Source organism: Flavobacterium nitrogenifigens (genome assembly GCF_003254565.1).
Taxonomy (GTDB): domain Bacteria; phylum Bacteroidota; class Bacteroidia; order Flavobacteriales; family Flavobacteriaceae; genus Flavobacterium; species Flavobacterium nitrogenifigens.
The window spans coordinates 301,827-319,507 of record NZ_QJRI01000180.1 but is presented as its reverse complement, the minus strand read 5'-3'; the positions used below and the strand labels follow the sequence as shown (position 1 = coordinate 319,507).

The 17,681-nt window shown below is 32.6% G+C and carries 13 protein-coding genes and 1 other RNA gene; 7 read left to right on the top strand and 7 right to left on the bottom strand.

Going from position 1 to position 17,681, the window contains the following annotated elements:
- Positions 1-10: 10 nt before the first annotated feature.
- On the bottom strand, positions 11-3,076 hold the full coding sequence (locus tag DM397_RS19975) for a SusC/RagA family TonB-linked outer membrane protein (protein WP_111379200.1): 3,066 nt from the start codon (positions 3,074-3,076) through the stop codon (positions 11-13).
- Between the two features lie 274 nt (positions 3,077-3,350).
- On the opposite strand from DM397_RS19975, the gene DM397_RS19970 reads away from it, so the two are divergent.
- The 3 genes from DM397_RS19970 (at position 3,351) to DM397_RS19960 (ending at position 6,739) form a co-directional block, all read left to right on the top strand.
- Positions 3,351-4,403, top strand: coding sequence for a sensor histidine kinase (locus DM397_RS19970; protein ID WP_111379199.1), 1,053 nt, complete (start codon positions 3,351-3,353; stop codon positions 4,401-4,403).
- Positions 4,393-5,094: a LytR/AlgR family response regulator transcription factor gene (locus DM397_RS19965; protein ID WP_111379198.1), complete on the top strand. Its 702-nt coding sequence runs from the start codon at positions 4,393-4,395 to the stop codon at positions 5,092-5,094. Before DM397_RS19970 ends, DM397_RS19965 begins: the two co-directional genes overlap by 11 nt.
- A gap of 175 nt (positions 5,095-5,269) precedes the next feature.
- On the top strand, positions 5,270-6,739 hold the full coding sequence (locus DM397_RS19960; protein ID WP_111379197.1) for an MFS transporter: 1,470 nt from the start codon (positions 5,270-5,272) through the stop codon (positions 6,737-6,739).
- Positions 6,740-6,856: 117 nt separating this feature from the next.
- Here DM397_RS19960 and DM397_RS19955 read toward each other — a convergent pair whose 3' ends face one another.
- From DM397_RS19955 to ffs, 4 genes are all read right to left on the bottom strand, one after another.
- On the bottom strand, positions 6,857-7,354 hold the full coding sequence (locus DM397_RS19955; protein ID WP_111379196.1) for a hypothetical protein: 498 nt from the start codon (positions 7,352-7,354) through the stop codon (positions 6,857-6,859).
- A 92-nt stretch (positions 7,355-7,446) separates the two neighbouring features.
- Complete coding sequence (fsa, locus tag DM397_RS19950) at positions 7,447-8,103, bottom strand: fructose-6-phosphate aldolase (RefSeq protein ID WP_066034088.1); 657 nt, start codon at positions 8,101-8,103, stop codon at positions 7,447-7,449.
- A 172-nt stretch (positions 8,104-8,275) separates the two neighbouring features.
- The gene (locus DM397_RS19945; protein WP_111379195.1) at positions 8,276-9,079 is read right to left on the bottom strand and encodes an SDR family oxidoreductase; all 804 of its coding nucleotides are present in this window, start codon (positions 9,077-9,079) and stop codon (positions 8,276-8,278) included.
- A 177-nt stretch (positions 9,080-9,256) separates the two neighbouring features.
- Positions 9,257-9,354: signal recognition particle sRNA small type (gene ffs / locus DM397_RS19940), an RNA gene on the bottom strand.
- Between the two features lie 88 nt (positions 9,355-9,442).
- Between ffs and DM397_RS19935 the strand changes: the two genes are divergently transcribed.
- Both DM397_RS19935 and hutI read left to right on the top strand, forming a co-directional pair.
- The gene (locus tag DM397_RS19935; RefSeq protein WP_111379194.1) at positions 9,443-10,495 is read left to right on the top strand and encodes a glutaminyl-peptide cyclotransferase; all 1,053 of its coding nucleotides are present in this window, start codon (positions 9,443-9,445) and stop codon (positions 10,493-10,495) included.
- Between the two features lie 97 nt (positions 10,496-10,592).
- Complete coding sequence (hutI, locus tag DM397_RS19930; RefSeq protein WP_111379193.1) at positions 10,593-11,831, top strand: imidazolonepropionase; 1,239 nt, start codon at positions 10,593-10,595, stop codon at positions 11,829-11,831.
- A 160-nt stretch (positions 11,832-11,991) separates the two neighbouring features.
- On the opposite strand, the gene DM397_RS19925 is transcribed toward hutI, so the two are convergent.
- Positions 11,992-12,870, bottom strand: a complete 879-nt coding sequence (locus tag DM397_RS19925; protein WP_111379192.1) for a hypothetical protein — start codon at positions 12,868-12,870, stop codon at positions 11,992-11,994.
- Between the two features lie 98 nt (positions 12,871-12,968).
- Between DM397_RS19925 and DM397_RS19920 the strand changes: the two genes are divergently transcribed.
- Entirely contained in the window at positions 12,969-14,006 is a 1,038-nt protein-coding gene (locus DM397_RS19920) for a formimidoylglutamase (RefSeq protein ID WP_111379191.1), read from the top strand.
- 137 nt (positions 14,007-14,143) lie between these two features.
- Positions 14,144-15,391, top strand: coding sequence for a DEAD/DEAH box helicase (locus tag DM397_RS19915; RefSeq protein WP_111379190.1), 1,248 nt, complete (start codon positions 14,144-14,146; stop codon positions 15,389-15,391).
- Here DM397_RS19915 and DM397_RS19910 read toward each other — a convergent pair.
- Positions 15,388-17,448: a response regulator gene (locus DM397_RS19910; RefSeq protein WP_239457884.1), complete on the bottom strand. Its 2,061-nt coding sequence runs from the start codon at positions 17,446-17,448 to the stop codon at positions 15,388-15,390. The genes DM397_RS19915 and DM397_RS19910 overlap by 4 nt on opposite strands.
- Between the last annotated feature and the right edge of the window lie 233 nt (positions 17,449-17,681).

Genomic DNA, 17,681 nt, shown 5'->3' with positions numbered 1-17,681 from the left:
GATGTTTTAATTAGAAAGTTACATTTAAATTAAGACCAATACTTCTTGTTGATGGTAAACCATAAATATCAACTCCTTGTAATCCCTGACCTGTACTTAAAGCAATGTTTGGATCGAATGGTGCATCTTTATAAAAGAAGAATAAGTTTCTTGCGATTAATGATAAAGTTGCTGTATTAACAAATGGAATTGCTCTTTTGTTGAAAGTATATCCAAGTGAAACCTCTCTTAAACTTACATTTGTAGCGCTGTATACGTATTCAGCAGTTGCTCCATTAAGTCCGCCTACCGCTTCATAATATTTCTGAGGATCCATCTTAGTTACTTTTGTACCATCAGGCATAACTGCATTTACAGCAACACCACCAGCATTTCTAGCATCTCCAGATCTTTTTGACACTCCATAAAAATCATTCATAGATTCTGTAATACTCATTACATCTCCTCCAAAACGTCCATCGATTAAGAAGTTAGCTGTAAAAGCACCAAATTTGAATGTGTTTGACCAGCCTAACATAAAATCAGGGTTTGCATTACCAACTTCATGGAAATCTGCTTCAACTGCTAAGTTTCCTTTGTCGTCTAAAACAATTTCTCCTTTATCATTTCTAACAATACCTTTTCCTTCGATAACACCAAATGGTCTTCCTTCTGTTAAAGAGTATCTGTAGTTAATATTATTTACAGGAGTTAATGGAATTTTACCTCCTAATTCTGCTGGAATTTCTTTTACTTTATTTCTATTGTGAGAATAATTTACCATAGTTTCCCATGAGAATTTTTGTCCCTCAATAATTTTTCCGCTAACAACTAGCTCTAGACCTTGGTTTGCAATACTACCAGCATTTATTCCGTAGAAAGTATAACCGTAAGGGTTTGTTGCTGGAGCTGGAACTTGAATGTATTGATTTTTAGTTTCTGAGTTGTAGTAAGAAATTTCAAAACCTAATCTATTGTTGAACATTCTCCATTCAGTACCAAATTCAAATTCTGATTTCAATTCAGGTTTCAATCCTTCACCTGGTCTTGGACCTACTACAGGAGGAATAATATTACCACCTTGAATAGTCGATTTTGGAGAAGTTACAAAAGCAGAAACGTCATTACCTACTTGAGCATAAGTCCCTCTCACTTTTCCGAAGTTAATCCATTCTGGCATTGTTGCCATTTCACTAATAAGAGCAGTAACCCCTACAGATGGATAAAAATAAGATGAAGTATCAGTATTTACTAAAGTAGAAGACCAATCATTACGTCCAGTTACATCTAAATATAACATGTTTTTATAACCAAAAGTTGCAGAAGCAAAAATTGACTGAACCTCTCTTGAAGAACCTGTAGCCTGAAGACTTAAGTTATCTAAACCACTTGCGCTTGCAAAATTCCCCAAAGTAAACAAGTTAGCATTTACAAGTCCGCCAACAATACCAGAATCTAATGTAGTCTGTTGATTTGCTATTGTGTTATTGATACTTGCTCCTACGATAGCATTAAAACTGAAATCTTCGTTGAAGTTAGTATTAATTTTAGCAATCAAATCTCCGTAACGTTGTGTACTTAAATTGCCAACATTTATATATCTACCATTTATATGAGATAAAGAAGTATTGGTTGTAGCATAAATCTTTTTATCATAATCGTTTTCAACTCTATTATAGCTATATCTTCCAGCAATGCTTAACCAATTGTTTGCTTTATATTCTAAAGCTAAATTTCCGTTGAAGAAATTATCTTTATCAATAGATTTATTTCTATTGATTAACCAATAAGGGTTCTGAACATATATATCAGCATTTGGTGCACTGTAAAAGTTTTGACCATATAAGTTTCTAGAAGGAATAAATGTTTCAAAATTATCTTTATAATAATTAAAGTCATTTCCTCTTTGGAACAAATAAACTCCCGTTAATGGGTTTGAGTAAAGTCCGTTTACAGGTCTGTTGTCAATAGTCTGAGTTGTATATTTAGCATCAGCAGAAACAGTTAATTTATTGTTGAAAAATTTACCAGTTTGGCGAATTCCAAAGTTGTTTTTCTTTAAGCCGTTACCTTCAATAACTCCAGAAGCAGCTGTATTAGCATAAGAAATACTAGTTGAAGAAACATCAGATCCAGTCGTAAAAGCAGCAGAAGTAATTTGAGTAACTCCTGTGCCGAAGAAGTCTTTTACGAAATCTTTTGACTGTACTTTTCCTCCCCAAGATTTTTGTGCACCTGCTGTACCATATTCGTACTGAAATTCAGGTAATGAGTGAACAGATTCAAAAGTAGTTACAGAAGAAACAGCTAAATTTCCTGTGTTTTCTTTAACTTTTTTAGAAGACAATAAAATAACCCCATTTGCTCCTTGAGATCCATATAATACAGAAGCCGCAGCACCTTTAAGCACAGTCATTCCTTCGTAATCGTCTGGATTAATCAAAGAAATAACATCTCCTCCGTCACGGTTACCCCCAGCAGTACTACCAAATGAATCATTTGACGCATTTGTATTACCTTGCTGATTTGAAGTACCATTATACATAGGAATACCATCAATAACATAAAGTGGCTGGCTGTTCATGATAGAAGAATTACCACGAATTACAACTTTTGTAGATCCTCCAGTACCACCAGAACTTTTTGTTACTGCTACACCCGCAACTTTACCTGCAATTGTATTAATAACGTTGGCATCTTTTACACGAGTCAACTCTTCTCCTTTAAGTTCTTGAGCAGCATATGTCAAAGATTTTCTTGTTTTCTTAACACCCAAAGAAGTTACCACAACTTCATTCAATGCATTTGATGCCCCCTGAACCATCTTCACATTAATTGTAGAAGCATCTCCTACAACTATCGTCTGAGTTTCTAGCCCTACATAAGTGAAAACTAAACTCTGTCCTTTTTGAACTTCAATCGTATACAATCCATCAAAATCGGTAGTTGTTCCTTTTTGACTTCCTTGTACCAAAACAGAAGCTCCTGGTAATGGCATACCTTCAGAATCTGTAATCACACCTTTGACACTTTTTACTTGTGCAAGCGAAACTTGCGCCGTAAAAACAATCATAAAGATTAAGAAAATTTTTTTCATGTTTATTTTATTTTGTTAGTTATGAAGTAAAATTATTCTTAAGGCATTGTTAAAAAAAATAAATTAAACCAACGACAACAAAATTTAAACGAACGACATAAATCATTCAATAATACGCTTTACGAAAACGTTCTAATAGAAAAATTAAGCACCAATATCCTTTTTTTGCGAAATTTTATTCAAAAAAATTGGCATATTGCAGTTAATTGTTTAAAGTTGCACAATATTTCAGTATTGTTAAGAAAAACTAAATTTATCTAACTAACACAACCAATTGAAAGAAATACGAAAAGTTAAATTTGACATTAAACTGCAAAACCATGTTTGGTTCTGGGGAGTATACTTTACTTTAAACTTTTTAAGATGGGGTGCTTACTTTAATGATTATCCTTATGCATTCAAATCAAACTTAATCGAATTTTCACTGGTTATTCCTTTAGTATATCTCAATTTATTTGTTTTAGTTCCAAGGTATGTATTGAAGCAAAAATACATTATGTATACATTTTTATTGCTTCTAAGCCTATTTGCAATTTATTTGGCTAAAACGGCCCTTACCTATTATATAATATCTGAAAATATCTGGCCGGAAGCCAATAGAGAATATCATCCATTTGAAATCAATCACATAGTTGCCGTTTGCATTGGAGAGCTTTATGTACTGGCAATGGCATCATCTGTTTACCTCACGTTAACATGGTTAAGAGAAAGAGAAAGAAACCGATCTTTAAGAGAAAACCAGTTTAAAATAAAACTTAAGTATCTTGAAAATCAGATTCAGCCACATTTCTTCTTTAATACATTAAATAATCTATATGCTTTATCGCTAGAATCCTCCAAGAAAGTTCCAGATGTAATTATCAAGCTTTCCAACTTGATGGAATATGTATTGTATGATGTAAAAGGAACCAAATTTGTTCCTCTAATAAAGGAAATCGATTATATACAGAATTATATAGAAATTGAAAAGCTTCGTTTTGAAAATGTTGAAGTAACCATTAATCTAGAATCTAATATAGAAGATGTTGTTGTACCTCCGCTAATTTTTATTTCATTGGTTGAAAATGCTTTTAAACATGGAGGTTTAAACAACAAAAATTTAAAAATTAAAATCAATTGTAGAGTTATAGACAATAAAACACTCGATTTTGAAATCTTAAATAATTTTGTAATTTCACAAAATCATAATCCGAAAAGAGGAATTGGTTTGGTTAATACAAAAAAGAGACTGAAACTAATTTACAGAAACAATTTTAGCCTTAAACACCAAACCAAACTAAATTTCTACATAATCAGATTACAAATACCAACTCAGAATGAAGATTAAATGTGTGTTAATTGATGATGAGCCTTTAGCTATCAAAGTCCTGCAAAATTATTTCACCAATTTTACAGATTTTGAAGTTGTAGCGACATTCAATAACTCTTTAGAGGCGCTTGATTTTATCAACAGCACCCCTGTTGATGCCGTCTTTTTAGATATTAACATGCCTATGATGACTGGTTTTGAACTTATCAGCCTAATTGAGAACAAAACTAAAGTTATCATTACTACAGCATTTAGAGAATTTGCAGCTGAAAGCTATGATTTGGATGTATTAGATTATTTGGTAAAACCAATTCCGCTACCAAGATTTATAAAATGCATCAATAAAATTACTACCGAATACAATCTCAAAAACAATATTAAAGTAGAAACCACAAAAGGCGATTCTCATATTTTTATTAAAGTCGATAAAAAAATGATGAAAATTAATATTGAAGAAATTTTATTTGTTGAAGGAATGAAGGAATATATAAAAGTGGTCACGCCAGATAAAACCTATATTACTCATAAATCTCTTACATCGCTATCAGAAGAATTACCCGCAGATCGTTTCCTTAGAATCCATAAATCATATGTAATTGCACTAAATAAGGTAAAATCTATAGAAGGAAACCGTGTGCAAATTCAATCATACAACATCCCAATAGGCCGAAACTACAGTAAAGAAGTTAAAAACAAGATATTGGAATAAAATATAATTACGAATTACATTTTCTAAGTAGGTTAAAATTAACACTTTGTTGAAAAAACAGAGCCGTTGGTTTAAATTTAACATTATTTATACCTTTTTATTTTTTTTTGATAATCCTAACAAATATATTTACGGTCTTCAAAAAACAATAAAATAAAAAATTAACCTTATTATTATGAGTTCAGAAAATGTGCAAACCAAATGGGGGCAATTTATCTCTTTGATAATCGTCTTCTTCTTTTGGGGTTTTGTTGGTTCAGCCAATGACATCCTGATTCCAGTATTCAAAAAAGTATTTACGTTATCGCAAGTACAATCTCAATTAGTAGCTTGGGCTTTCTACGCTGCTTATTTTGTTGGATCAATTATATTCTTTATCGTTTCTTTAAAAGTAGACGTTTTGCAAAAATACGGCTACAAAAGAACCTTATCTGCAGGGTTAATTTTGTCTGCTGTAGGTTCGTTTTTATTCGTTCCAGCGGCTACAATTCAAAGTTTTCCTTTCTTTCTAACCGCTTTATTTACAGTAGGTTTAGGATTCTCGATTCAACAAATTGTAGCAAACCCTTTAGCTATTAAAATGGGAAGTCCAGAAACTGGAGCACACCGTTTGACACTTGCAGGAGGAATCAACTCTTTTGGTACAACAATCGGAGCTATTTTATTAGGTATCGCTTTATTCGGAATGGGAGACAACAAAAAAACAGCTCTTTCATTAGAAGATATTAAATTGCCATTCATCATCTTAGGTCTTGCATTTATTGCTGTTGCCGTTTTCATGAATTTTTCTAAAATCGAAGATCCGGTAAAAGAAGAAGAAGCAATCATCAAAGACAAACACAGCAGTTTCAATATTCTTGACTACCCGCAATTATACTTGGGTATGTTAGGAATTTTTATTTATGTTGGAACTGAGGTAACTATCATCAGTAATCTACCTGCCCTATTGCACACTCATGAGTTCGGAAATGTCCTAGAAGACGCTGTTGCACCATTTATTGCGCTTTATTGGGGAAGTTTAATGATCGGACGTTGGAATGGTGGAGTAAACGTATTCAATACTTCTAACTTGGTAAATACTGCACTGAAATTTATCGTACCAGCTTTAGCTTTTGGAGTAATTATTGGAGCAAATATCTTTGCCGCTCACGATGTTTCTTCATTCTACATTTACCCAATCTGGATTTTATTATTTATCGCTGTAAGTTTTGTTGGCGGTAAAAATGCTGGAAAAACCTTAATGCTTTTCGGAATTTCAGGATTAACAATGATGGTTTTAGGATTGGCTTGGCCAAACCCAGAAATCGCTAAATTCTTCTTTATTTCTGGAGGATTATTCTTATCTATCATGTGGCCTTCAATCTTCGATTTAGCGATTGCAGGATTAGGAAAAAACACAGGAAAAGCGTCTTCTTTCTTAATTATGATGATTCTTGGAGGTGGAGTTATTCCATTAGTTCAAGGAAGCATCTGTGATTTAGATGCAACAAATCCAAACGGAATTTTCGGCATCACTTACACTCACTTCTCTTACATTGTACCGCTTATTGGTTTTGCATATTTAGGATTCTATGGTTTCTACTGCCCTAAAATCTTGAAAAAACAAGGAATCAGCCACGTACAAAGCGAAGGTGGCGGACACTAAAATTAAAAAAATCCAATATATAAAAATCCAAATTCCAATTTACTATCGGAATTTGGATTTTTTTTATTTCTAAAGAAGAGAAACCTTAGAACCTCAGTATCTCAGAACCTTAGCCCCTTACTTCGCATTAATAATATTACTCAAATTCTTCTTAAAAACAGCTTTATTTTGCGCCGATAAAGGATAAACCACATCTTTGTCTGCATGAATAATTACCTTATCAATATCAGCATTTAAAAGCGCTTGAGGATCCTTTATTTTTAACGTGCAAGCTCCATCAAAAAAACCATCATCTTCAATAGTTTTTCTAGCCTCTATTTTGGTGCCATCGCTTAAAACTGCCGAGATCGTCATTTCGCTGTTTAATGTTTTCGAATAAAATCCGTCCATTACCAATAAAAGTCGATACGTATTTTTCAATTCCGGACCTTTAAATTCGTGTCTTGTAATGTTATATCGAAGACCTTTAGCAAGAGTTTGAAATTTAACCGAACAATCCAACTCATAAGTTGCAACATCTCCAGCCTCATTTACCGAAGTAAGAACTTTAGCAGCTTGGGCGTTTATAGAAAAACTCGCTACAAAAAAAGACAACATAAATAAGATAACTTTCATATTTAACTATTTAAGATTCAATATAAAAGTAAAAAAAAATCGTCTTTTCTCGTTAGAAAAAAGACGATTTTAATTTTGTAAATATCTAAGGATTATTTATTTCCTTTTTCGAAGTCAGCAACAAACTGAGCTAAACCGATATCTGTCAATGGATGTTTCAACAAACCGTAAATTGCAGAAAGAGGTCCAGTCATAACATCTGCACCAATTTTAGCACAATTTACAATATGCATTGTGTGACGTACAGAAGCTGCTAAAATTTGAGTTTCGTAACCGTAGTTATCATAAACCTCTCTAATTTCCTGGATCAAGTTCAATCCATCAGTAGAAATATCATCTAAACGACCAACAAACGGAGAAACATAAGTAGCTCCAGCTTTTGCAGCCAAAATAGCTTGTCCTACAGAGAAAACAAGAGTTACGTTAGTTTTAATTCCTTTATCAGAAAAATATTTAGCTGCCATAACACCTTCCTTAGTCATAGGAAGTTTTACGACGATTTGCTCATGTAATTCAGCAAGCTCCTCACCCTCTTTAACCATACCTTCAAAGTCAAGAGCGTTAACTTCAGCACTTACATCACCATCAACAAGATTGCAAATGTCAACATAATGCTTAAGGATATTGTTTTTTCCAGTGATTCCTTCTTTTGCCATTAATGACGGATTAGTCGTTACACCATCCAAAACTCCTAAAGCTTGCGCTTCTTTAATTTGAGCTAAATTAGCTGTGTCTATAAAAAATTTCATAATTTGTTTAATTAAAAATGGTTTGTTTGTATTTATATGTTTGCAAAATTCTCCAAATAAACATTCAAAGAAAATCTAGCTGCAAAATTACAAAATCAATATCAATAACGTTTTTAAAATCAAAACCATTTTGGATTTAATTGTTAAAAATAAGTGTGTTTTTTACATTTTTCTATAACTTATAATGATTCATAAGCATTTTCTCATACATTTTATCTGGGAGCGCTCGTTTTAACACGATCGAAAACTTCTGCATAAAAGCACCAACTTTATAATGTACATTCGGTTTTTTAGTCTGAATGATTTTATAAACCGCCTCAGCCATCTCATTCGGATTGCTTCCTGCATCAACATGATCATTCATAGTTGACAGAACATCTCCATACACTTTTTCATAAGCAGAATCTTTAATAACTGGCGCATGGTAACGACCAGCCGCAATATTGGTTGCAAAATCCCCTGGCGCAACATTCGTGATTTCAACGCCAAAAGCTTTCACTTCCATTCTCAAAGCTTCTGTTATTAATTCTAACGCTCCTTTTGAAGCCGAATAAACACTTCGGTACGGTAATCCCATATAACCCGCAATTGAAGTAATATTGATTATAAGTCCCGAATTTTGTTTACGCATTTGCGGAAGCGCAGCTTTCATAACTTCAATCGGTCCGAAAAAGTTCGTTTCAAAATTATTTCTAATTTCTTCTGTCGGAATTTCTTCTAAAGGCCCTGTAATCCCAACCCCAGCATTATTGATTACAATATCTAATCTTCCAGAAGTTTCAATAATTTTGTTTACCGCGTTTTTAATAGAATCAACATTTCGAACATCTAAAGCTACTAAAGGAAAAACTGAATTTAAAACTTTCTCAGGATTTCTACTTGTTCCGTATACAACAAAACCTTTTTGATGTAAAAACTCACCAATAGATTTTCCAATTCCTGATGATCCTCCGGTAATTAAAACGACTTTACTCATTTTTTTAGTTATAAGTTATGAATTATGAGTTATGAGTTTTGGAGAATGGTATTATTTTGAACAGTACATAAAATGCTCAACGATTAACTTTTAACCAATAACATCTAACTTCAGATAGGGTCAAAAATAAAAAAATCCTCCTAAAAGGAAGATTGCAAACTAATTAAATTCTAAAAAAAATGGCAAGCGACCTACATCGCACCGCTCAACCACGTACCCTTGCTATGTTCCCATCCTGGGGGAGTCTGCAGGAGCTGGTCGTGTAGGACTTGCCGGTGCAAATATACAATCTTTTTATATTTTTGCAAGAGCTTTGTTGCTATAAAAATAACATCGTATATTGGCTTATTGAAATTTTAAACTATGAAAAAATATAACTTCCTAGCTGTCATTTTATTAGGAATCACATTAATTGGATGCAAAGAAAAAAATAAAGGTGAAAATTCTTTATTTACTATCGATGATTCTGCTTTTCCAGCTCATTTTACGCAAAAAGAAGTCCTTAATATTGGAATTTTAAACCCAAATTCGAAAGAAATCGACAGCGTTGCCTACTTCATAAACGACCAAAGAGTTGGAGGAACAAAAGGCAAAGAAAATTTTAGATTTGAATTAATAGATCAAAAATTAGGATACCAATACCTAAAAGCTAAAGTTTATTTTGGTGGAGATTCTTCTGATGCAACTAAAAGAATTGAAGTGGTTTCTGATATCGAACCAAAATTATTAAAGTATAAAGTTGTAAATACCTATCCGCATGATAAAAAAGCTTTCACAGAAGGTTTTGAGTTTTACAACGATACTTTATATGAAAGCACTGGACAAGAAGGCGCTTCATTTATAAAAAAGTACGATTATAAAACGGGTAAAGTTTTTAAACAAATTGATCTCGATCAGCAATATTTTGGAGAAGGAATCACTTTTATAAATGGCAAATTATTCCAATTAACATATAAAAACAAAAAAGGTTTTATCTACGATGCTAAAACATTAAAACTAGAAAAAACTTTTGATTACGAAAAAGATATTGAAGGTTGGGGAATGACGAATGACGGAAAATATATCTATCAAACTGACGGAACAGAAAAGATTTGGAAAGTTGACCCAAATACTCAAAAAATGATCGATTATGTGAATGTTTATTCTGGAAATTCAAAAATCAAAGCTGTTAATGAGCTAGAGTGGATTAACGGAAAAATCTACACAAATGTATGGTTTAAAGACGCTATTGCAGTTGTAAATCCAGAAAACGGTGCTGTTGAAGGAATTTTAAATCTTTCTGATTTACGCAAATCTATGAACGATATTACAACTGAAGATGTATTAAATGGAATTGCATACAATCCTAAAACTAAAACCATTTTTGTAACTGGGAAAAACTGGAGCAAAATGTTTGAAATAACAGTTTCAGAATAAATCTTAAACAAAAAGATTTTTACGAATTTCACAAGTTTTCACATATTTATCCGTGAAAATTTGTGAAATTTGTGTTTTTACATATATCCCCTAAAAGATGATCACTTTAATTACAAACATACAAGAGTTACTCCAAATTCGCGAAACTTCTATTGGTAAAGTTTCAGGTGCTGAAATGGCTAATCTTCCAACAATTAAAAATGCTTTTTTAGTTTTAAAAGACAATTTAATTGAAGACTTCGGCTCAATGGATAATCTTCCAAAAATCAATGCCGATAAAACTATTGATGCAACAGGAAAAGTTGTGCTCCCGTCTTGGTGCGATAGCCATACACATATTGTTTATGCAGGAAATCGCGAGCAAGAATTTGTAGACCGTATCAACGGACTTTCTTATGAAGAAATCGCTAATCGTGGCGGCGGAATCCTTAATTCGGCTAAAAAACTAAACGAAACTTCAGAAGAAGAAATTTACGAGCAATCTAAAATTCGTTTAGAAGAAGTAATGCATTTAGGAACTGGAGCCGTAGAAATTAAATCAGGTTACGGCTTAACAGTTGATGGAGAATTAAAAATGCTTCGTGTAATTAAAAAACTGGCCGAAAACTACCCTATTGCAATCAAAGCAACATTTCTAGGCGCACATGCTTTTCCTTTACATTACAAAGACGATAAAGCAGGTTATCTGGACGAAATTATCAACGAAATGCTTCCAGAAATCTCTAAAAACAAACTAGCAGATTACGTAGATGCTTTCTGCGAAAGCGGTTATTTTTCTGTAGAAGAAACCGAAAAAATAATGGAAGCAGGCTTGGCATTTGGCTTAAAACCAAAAATTCACGTAAACCAATTTAATTCGATTGGCGGAATTCAGGCTGGCGTTAAATTTAATGCTCTTTCTGTAGATCATCTAGAAATAATGAATCCAGAAGATATACAAGCATTAAAAAACACAGAAACAATGCCTGTGGCTTTGCCTTCATGCTCTTACTTTTTAAGCATTCCTTATACGCCAGCTCGCGAAATGATAAAAGCTGGTTTACCTTTAGCATTAGCAACAGACTTTAACCCTGGTTCTACTCCATCCGGAAATATGAATTTTGTTGTGGCGACAGCTTGCATCAAAATGAAAATGACACCAGAAGAAGCTATAAATGCTGCTACAATTAACGGAGCATACGCAATGGGCCTTTCAGAAACACACGGAAGCATCACAAAAGGTAAAAAAGCTAATTTGATTCTAACAAAACCAATTTCTTCTTATTATCAAATTCCTTACGCTTTTGGAAGTAATCTTATTGAATCTGTTTTTGTTGAAGGTAAAATTTTAGAGTAATTATTTCAAAGATTTAAATTTAAATATAGCCCGTGGTTTCAACCACGGGAAACGTATTGTTTTTCAAACAATAAAAACCATTCAATTTCAAGCATAAAAAAAGGTCTGTGAAAATCACAGACCTTTAATATCTAAGTGGCATTATATCCCTATGGCAAAATTATCTTAAACTGAAACTAGTTTTAGAAACCAACTCATCATTATCAAATACATTGATAAAATAAGTTCCTTTAGCAAAATCTTTTCCTGGAAGATCTTCACTTACTTGTACAGTTTTATTTTCATATTTTACTGTAGTTTTAAAACTGTAAGTTAAAGTGTTATCACCAAAACTTTCTGTTTTCTTTTCTCCTAAAACATTGTTTTTAGAATCAATAACTTGAACATAATACGTCTTGTCTCCAGATTTAGCAATTTGATTTTCAGCAATTGTAAAACTAACTTTCAAAACATCAGCACGGCTTGCTTTATCAGTTTCGATTTGTTTACCAGAGCTTTTCAATTTGTAAGCTGAAGTTTTAGTATTTAAAACAGATAATTTAGAACCTTTTTCTACAGTTTTAGCTAATTCTTCGTTCTGACCAACTAATACTTCATTATATTTCTTAGATTCTCCTAAAACTACAATAGTACTATCTCTTTGAGTAGTTAAAACACCATTTTGTTTTTTCAACTCATCGTTTTCAGCAACTAAAGTTTTCATTTTGCTTTGCATTGCCTGAACTTGTGATCTGTATTTAGAAACATCTCCTTTAGACTTGTTCAAATCATCCATTAAAGCTACTACTTTATCTCTTTCTTGGATTAATTCATCAGACATCGAAGTATTTTCAGCAATTGCAGCATCATAAGTTGCTTTTAACTCCTGTAAATCTTTCATTACAGATTCTTTTTCAGTCAAAGTTGTGGTCAATTCAGTCTTAACAACCTCTGTATCAGAAGACAATTTAAAAATATACACTAAACTACCGATCAGTAGGACTGCTAAAACTGCGATTACCGCCTTTAGACTTGAATTGTTGTTCTTTGGGTTTTCCATATTTAAATAATTTTCTTTAATAACAAATTTAAGAATTAATATAAGGTAATAACGTAAGTTTCTACAATTATATTATTTTTGGAAAATAAATTTTTTTCATGGAAAAATTAATCCCTTTCACTATAAATGATTTAGCAAAAGTCACAAATCATAGAAGTGGTGAATTAAAGTTCGGAGAAAAAATGATTGTTATTCCGCCAGGAGTTGACAAAGTCAGTTTTCTCAAAGAAAGTGAAGCAAAATATGTACTATTAGGAATTCCTGAAGATATTGGCGTACGTGCCAATTATGGAAGGCCTGGAGCTGCATCGGCATGGCAATGTGCAATAAAAAGCATTGCAAACATTCAGCATAATAGATTTTGCAAAGGAAGCAACATTATTGTTTTAGGACAAATCAACGTTTCAAATGAAATGCGAGAAGTTGAAAACCTAGATTTTAATGATATTGACGATCGCTCAAAATTAAGCCAGCTGGTTGAAAAAATAGACAAAGAAGTATCTCATATTATTTTTACCATAATTAAAGCCGGAAAAACACCAATTATTATTGGTGGAGGCCATAACAACGCCTACGGAAATATTAAAGGTGCCGCTCTTGCAAAAGGAAAACCAGTAAACGCGATTAATTTTGATGCGCATTCTGATTTTAGGATTTTAGAGGGGCGTCATAGCGGAAATGGCTTTTCTTATGCTTATGAAGAAGGTTTTTTAAAGAAATATTTCATTTTTGGACTTCATGAGAACTACACTTCAAAAAGTGTTTTAGACATTATCAAAAAACTGGAAGACCGTGTTCGCTATAATACTTACGATAGTGTCAATATTAGAAAAGAAAAAGACTTTAATCGCGAAATGATTACAGCTTTGGATTTTATTAAAAATGATGCTTTTGGAATCGAAGTCGACTTAGATGCAATTCCAAACATTGCGAGCAGCGCCATGACCATAAGCGGATTTTCTGTCGAAGAATTGAGACAGTTTGTTTCTTTCTTTGGTGAACATAAAAACGCAGCGTATTTGCATATCTGCGAAGGCGCACCAGATTTAGATAATTCGCCAAACAATAACTTAATCGGCAAGTTAATTGGTTATTTAGTGACCGATTTTGTTAAAGCAAATATTGAAAAAGACTGATTCAAAAAAAGCCAGTTTCTAATGCAAAACAAACTGGTTTTGCCAAATAAAAGCCAATTCAAATAAAGGATTAACCGAATAAACCTATCTTTGCACGGCATTTTAGAATTAAAACTAAAATAGTTAACACCTAAGATATGTTATTCGAAGATTTATCACTTTCAAAAAGTATACAAAAAGCCGTATTTGAAGAAGGCTATTTAAATCCGACTCCTATTCAAGAAAAAGCAATTCCGATTGTTTTAGAAGGTCGTGATTTAATTGGCTGTGCGCAGACAGGAACAGGAAAAACAGCAGCTTTTGCCATTCCAATTATACACCAACTACACCGTATCGTTGGTTCGTCAAAAAAAGCCAAACAGATTCGTGCGCTTGTAGTTACACCTACTCGCGAATTAGCCGTTCAAATTGGACAAAGTTTTGACACTTATGCTAAATATACCAATTTAACACAGCTGACTATTTTTGGAGGAGTTTCACAAAACCCTCAAGTAGACGCTTTAAAAAATGGAGTTGATGTTTTAATCGCTACTCCAGGACGTTTGCTTGACCTTCATAAGCAAGGTTTTCTTGATTTAAATCATCTACACACTTTAGTGCTTGATGAAGCCGATCAGATGTTGGATATGGGCTTTATAAACGATGTGAAAAAAATCGTAAAACTTACTCCTAAAAACAGACAAACTTTGCTTTTCTCTGCAACAATGCCAATCGCTATTCGCGAGCTTGCAGAAATGTTTCTTCAAGATCCAGCAAAGGTTGAAGTTTCACCAGTTTCATCTACTGCAGAAAATGTAGAACAGCGCATTTATTTTGTTGATAAAACAGAAAAAAGAAACCTGTTATATACTTTAATTAAAGAAGAAAATTTATCAAATGTACTAGTGTTCTCAAGAACAAAACACGGTGCAGATAATGTTGTTAAAGCACTTCGTAAAAAAGATATCCCTGCAGAAGCGATTCACGGAGATAAATCGCAAAATGCAAGACAAAGAGTTTTAGATGCTTTTAAAAACAAAGAAGTTGGCGTTCTGGTTGCTACTGATATTGCAGCGCGAGGAATTGACATTGAACAGTTACCTTATGTAATCAACTTTGATTTGCCGAATATTCCTGAAACTTATGTTCACCGTATTGGTCGTACAGGTCGTGCTGGAAACGGTGGTATTGCAATTTCTTTCTGCGGGAAAGATGAACTTCCTTATTGGAAAGATATTCAGAAATTAATAAAGGTTGATGTAAAAACAATTGCAGATCATCCGTATCAATGGCATTCTGGAAGTCCGGAAGCTGGAGAAAAACCTAAAAATTCAAACAGAAGCGGTGGTGCTCATAAATCGAGAAAATCAACAAACGCAAAGAAAAACAAAAAACGCTGGTACTAAACAGCGTTTTTTTCTTTTATAAGGAAGTTGATTATTTTGAATAATTTAACCGGCTCAAAAGGTTTAATGATTATATCATTCATTCCAGATGAAATAGCCTCATCTGTAATTTCGTCTTTATCAAAAGCGGTTAAGGCCACAATTGGCGTTTCAATTCCCTGAAGACGGATTCGTTTAGTGGTTTCAAACCCATTCATTAAAGGCATATTAATATCCATTAAAATCAGGTCGAACGTTTCATTTTCCAAAGCTTTAAGCGCCGCAAAACCATCATCTACAACTTTGCAAGAATAATTATTTTTTTCGATGATCTTTTTCGTTACAAGCTGATTAATCAAATTATCTTCGACTACTAAAATTTTATAAATTTCGCTCGAAGTCAAATCAACTTCAATTTCATCAATAATGCTTTTGGTTTTCGCTAAATCATGTTCGAACGCAATTGTAAACGAAAATGCAGTTCCTTTTCCAATATCACTATCCAGTGTAATTGTGCTTCCAAAAAGTCCTAGCAATCTTTTTACAATACTAAGCCCTAAGCCTGTACCTTGATAATCTTCATCTCTTCTACCAACTTGGACAAATTTTTCGAAAATTTTATTCTGATCTGCAACTGCAATTCCAATTCCGTTATCTTTAATTAAGAAATCTAAATAATATAGCTTTCCCTCGATTCTATTCAATCTTACATTAATTTCAACTTGTCCGTCTTTAGTAAATTTTAATGCATTACTCACCAAATTCATTAAAATCTGAGCGAGACGCAGTTTATCTCCAATTAAATACTCAGGAATATTTGAATCAATATTGGTAGAAATTCTATTATTGTTTTTCTGTGAAAGGAAAGAAAGCGAGTTTTTGATTACCGTAATTTCGTCAGAAATATTAAAAGTGAGGTTTTCTAATACAATTTTATTTTCTTCAATTTTATTAATCTGCAGAATATCATTCACAAGAGACAATAAATATCTTGCAGAAAATTTAAGAGAACTTAAATGCTGGCTTCTTGAGATTTCTTTATGTTCTTCGAGCAGCATATTCGTGATTCCGACAACGCCATAAAGAGGAGTGCGTAATTCGTGGCTTATAGTCGATATAAACTGGGTTTTAAGCAAAGAGGCCTCTTCGGCAATTTCTTTTGCTTTAAGAAGCTCTAAATTGTGTCTCTTCTTATATCTAATGTTCCTTATTAGTGTGATAATTAAAATTAAAAGAATCAACGAAATCAAAATAAAAAGAATTACAATGATTTTTGATTTTCTTAAGCTCTGCGATTGCTCTACTTTTTCTCCTTCAACCTTGTCGATTTGCCTTTTATACTCATCTAGTTCAAGACTTAAACCTGCTTGAGATGCTCTTTTAAGTTTCTTAACATCATATAATTTTTCTGAAACATTATAATGATTAACAAGTGCATCATAAGCTTCTTTATGCTTTCTAATTTTATTTAAAAAATGCGAGTATTCTAAATAAACTTGTGCTAAATCTGTCTTCTCCTGACATTTTTTCCCTGCTTCAATGGCGCTCAAAAAATAGGTATTTGCAGCATTATTATCATTTTTATGGCTAGAATAAATACCATTCAGCATATCAACGATAACTTCTGTCGATCCGTCATTATACTTAATTTTAGTACTGTTTACATACTTTAAAAAGAGATACCCTTGATTGAAATTTCCAATATCAAAATAAGCCCATGCGATATTAACGTTGGTAAAATAAACCTCTTTTAAATCGTTAATTTTCAACGCATAAGCAACTGCTTTTTTATAATTTCGAATTCCTTCATCAAACTTCTTTTTTTCGAAACAATACATATTCCCTAAATTATTATAGAGAAGACATTTTATAGAATCATTTTCCGTTTTATTAGCGTAGTACAGTCCTTTTTTATAGAAGAAAATAGCTTTATCAAACTCAGTTAGTTCGTTATAGTTGGCTGCAATAATATTATACGAACGAGCGATAAGGCAATAATCTTTTATTGCTGTTGCCGCATTTAAAGCTACTCTAGAATAAATAAGTGATTTCTCGAAATTAGATTCCCTAAAATTCAAAAGTGCTTTCTTTACCGTCTTATCAATTTTAGGATCAAGGCTGCAATTAGATTGCGAGATCGCTGAATTGGCAAAGCAATTCAGAACCAAAAGTAAAAGTAAAAAAATCCGTTTTTGGGGCATCAATCGGCTAGTTTGATCAAATATACACTTTAAAATAAAAAAAAGCTGTATTTCATAAAAAAATACAGCTTTTCAAATATTATTTCAATAACTAAGATAAAAAAATTAAA

What these genes read in the sequence shown, in the direction of transcription:
- DM397_RS19975 (WP_111379200.1), bottom strand. Translation starts at nt 3,076, where the DNA reads ATGAAAAAAATTTTCTTAATCTTTATGATTGTTTTTACGGCGCAAGTT.
- DM397_RS19965 (WP_111379198.1), top strand. Translation starts at nt 4,393, where the DNA reads ATGAAGATTAAATGTGTGTTAATTGATGATGAGCCTTTAGCTATCAAA.
- DM397_RS19960 (WP_111379197.1), top strand. Translation starts at nt 5,270, where the DNA reads ATGAGTTCAGAAAATGTGCAAACCAAATGGGGGCAATTTATCTCTTTG.
- DM397_RS19955 (WP_111379196.1), bottom strand. Translation starts at nt 7,354, where the DNA reads ATGAAAGTTATCTTATTTATGTTGTCTTTTTTTGTAGCGAGTTTTTCT.
- fsa (WP_066034088.1), bottom strand. Translation starts at nt 8,103, where the DNA reads ATGAAATTTTTTATAGACACAGCTAATTTAGCTCAAATTAAAGAAGCG.
- DM397_RS19945 (WP_111379195.1), bottom strand. Translation starts at nt 9,079, where the DNA reads ATGAGTAAAGTCGTTTTAATTACCGGAGGATCATCAGGAATTGGAAAA.
- DM397_RS19935 (WP_111379194.1), top strand. Translation starts at nt 9,443, where the DNA reads ATGAAAAAATATAACTTCCTAGCTGTCATTTTATTAGGAATCACATTA.
- hutI (WP_111379193.1), top strand. Translation starts at nt 10,593, where the DNA reads ATGATCACTTTAATTACAAACATACAAGAGTTACTCCAAATTCGCGAA.
- DM397_RS19925 (WP_111379192.1), bottom strand. Translation starts at nt 12,870, where the DNA reads ATGGAAAACCCAAAGAACAACAATTCAAGTCTAAAGGCGGTAATCGCA.
- DM397_RS19920 (WP_111379191.1), top strand. Translation starts at nt 12,969, where the DNA reads ATGGAAAAATTAATCCCTTTCACTATAAATGATTTAGCAAAAGTCACA.
- DM397_RS19915 (WP_111379190.1), top strand. Translation starts at nt 14,144, where the DNA reads ATGTTATTCGAAGATTTATCACTTTCAAAAAGTATACAAAAAGCCGTA.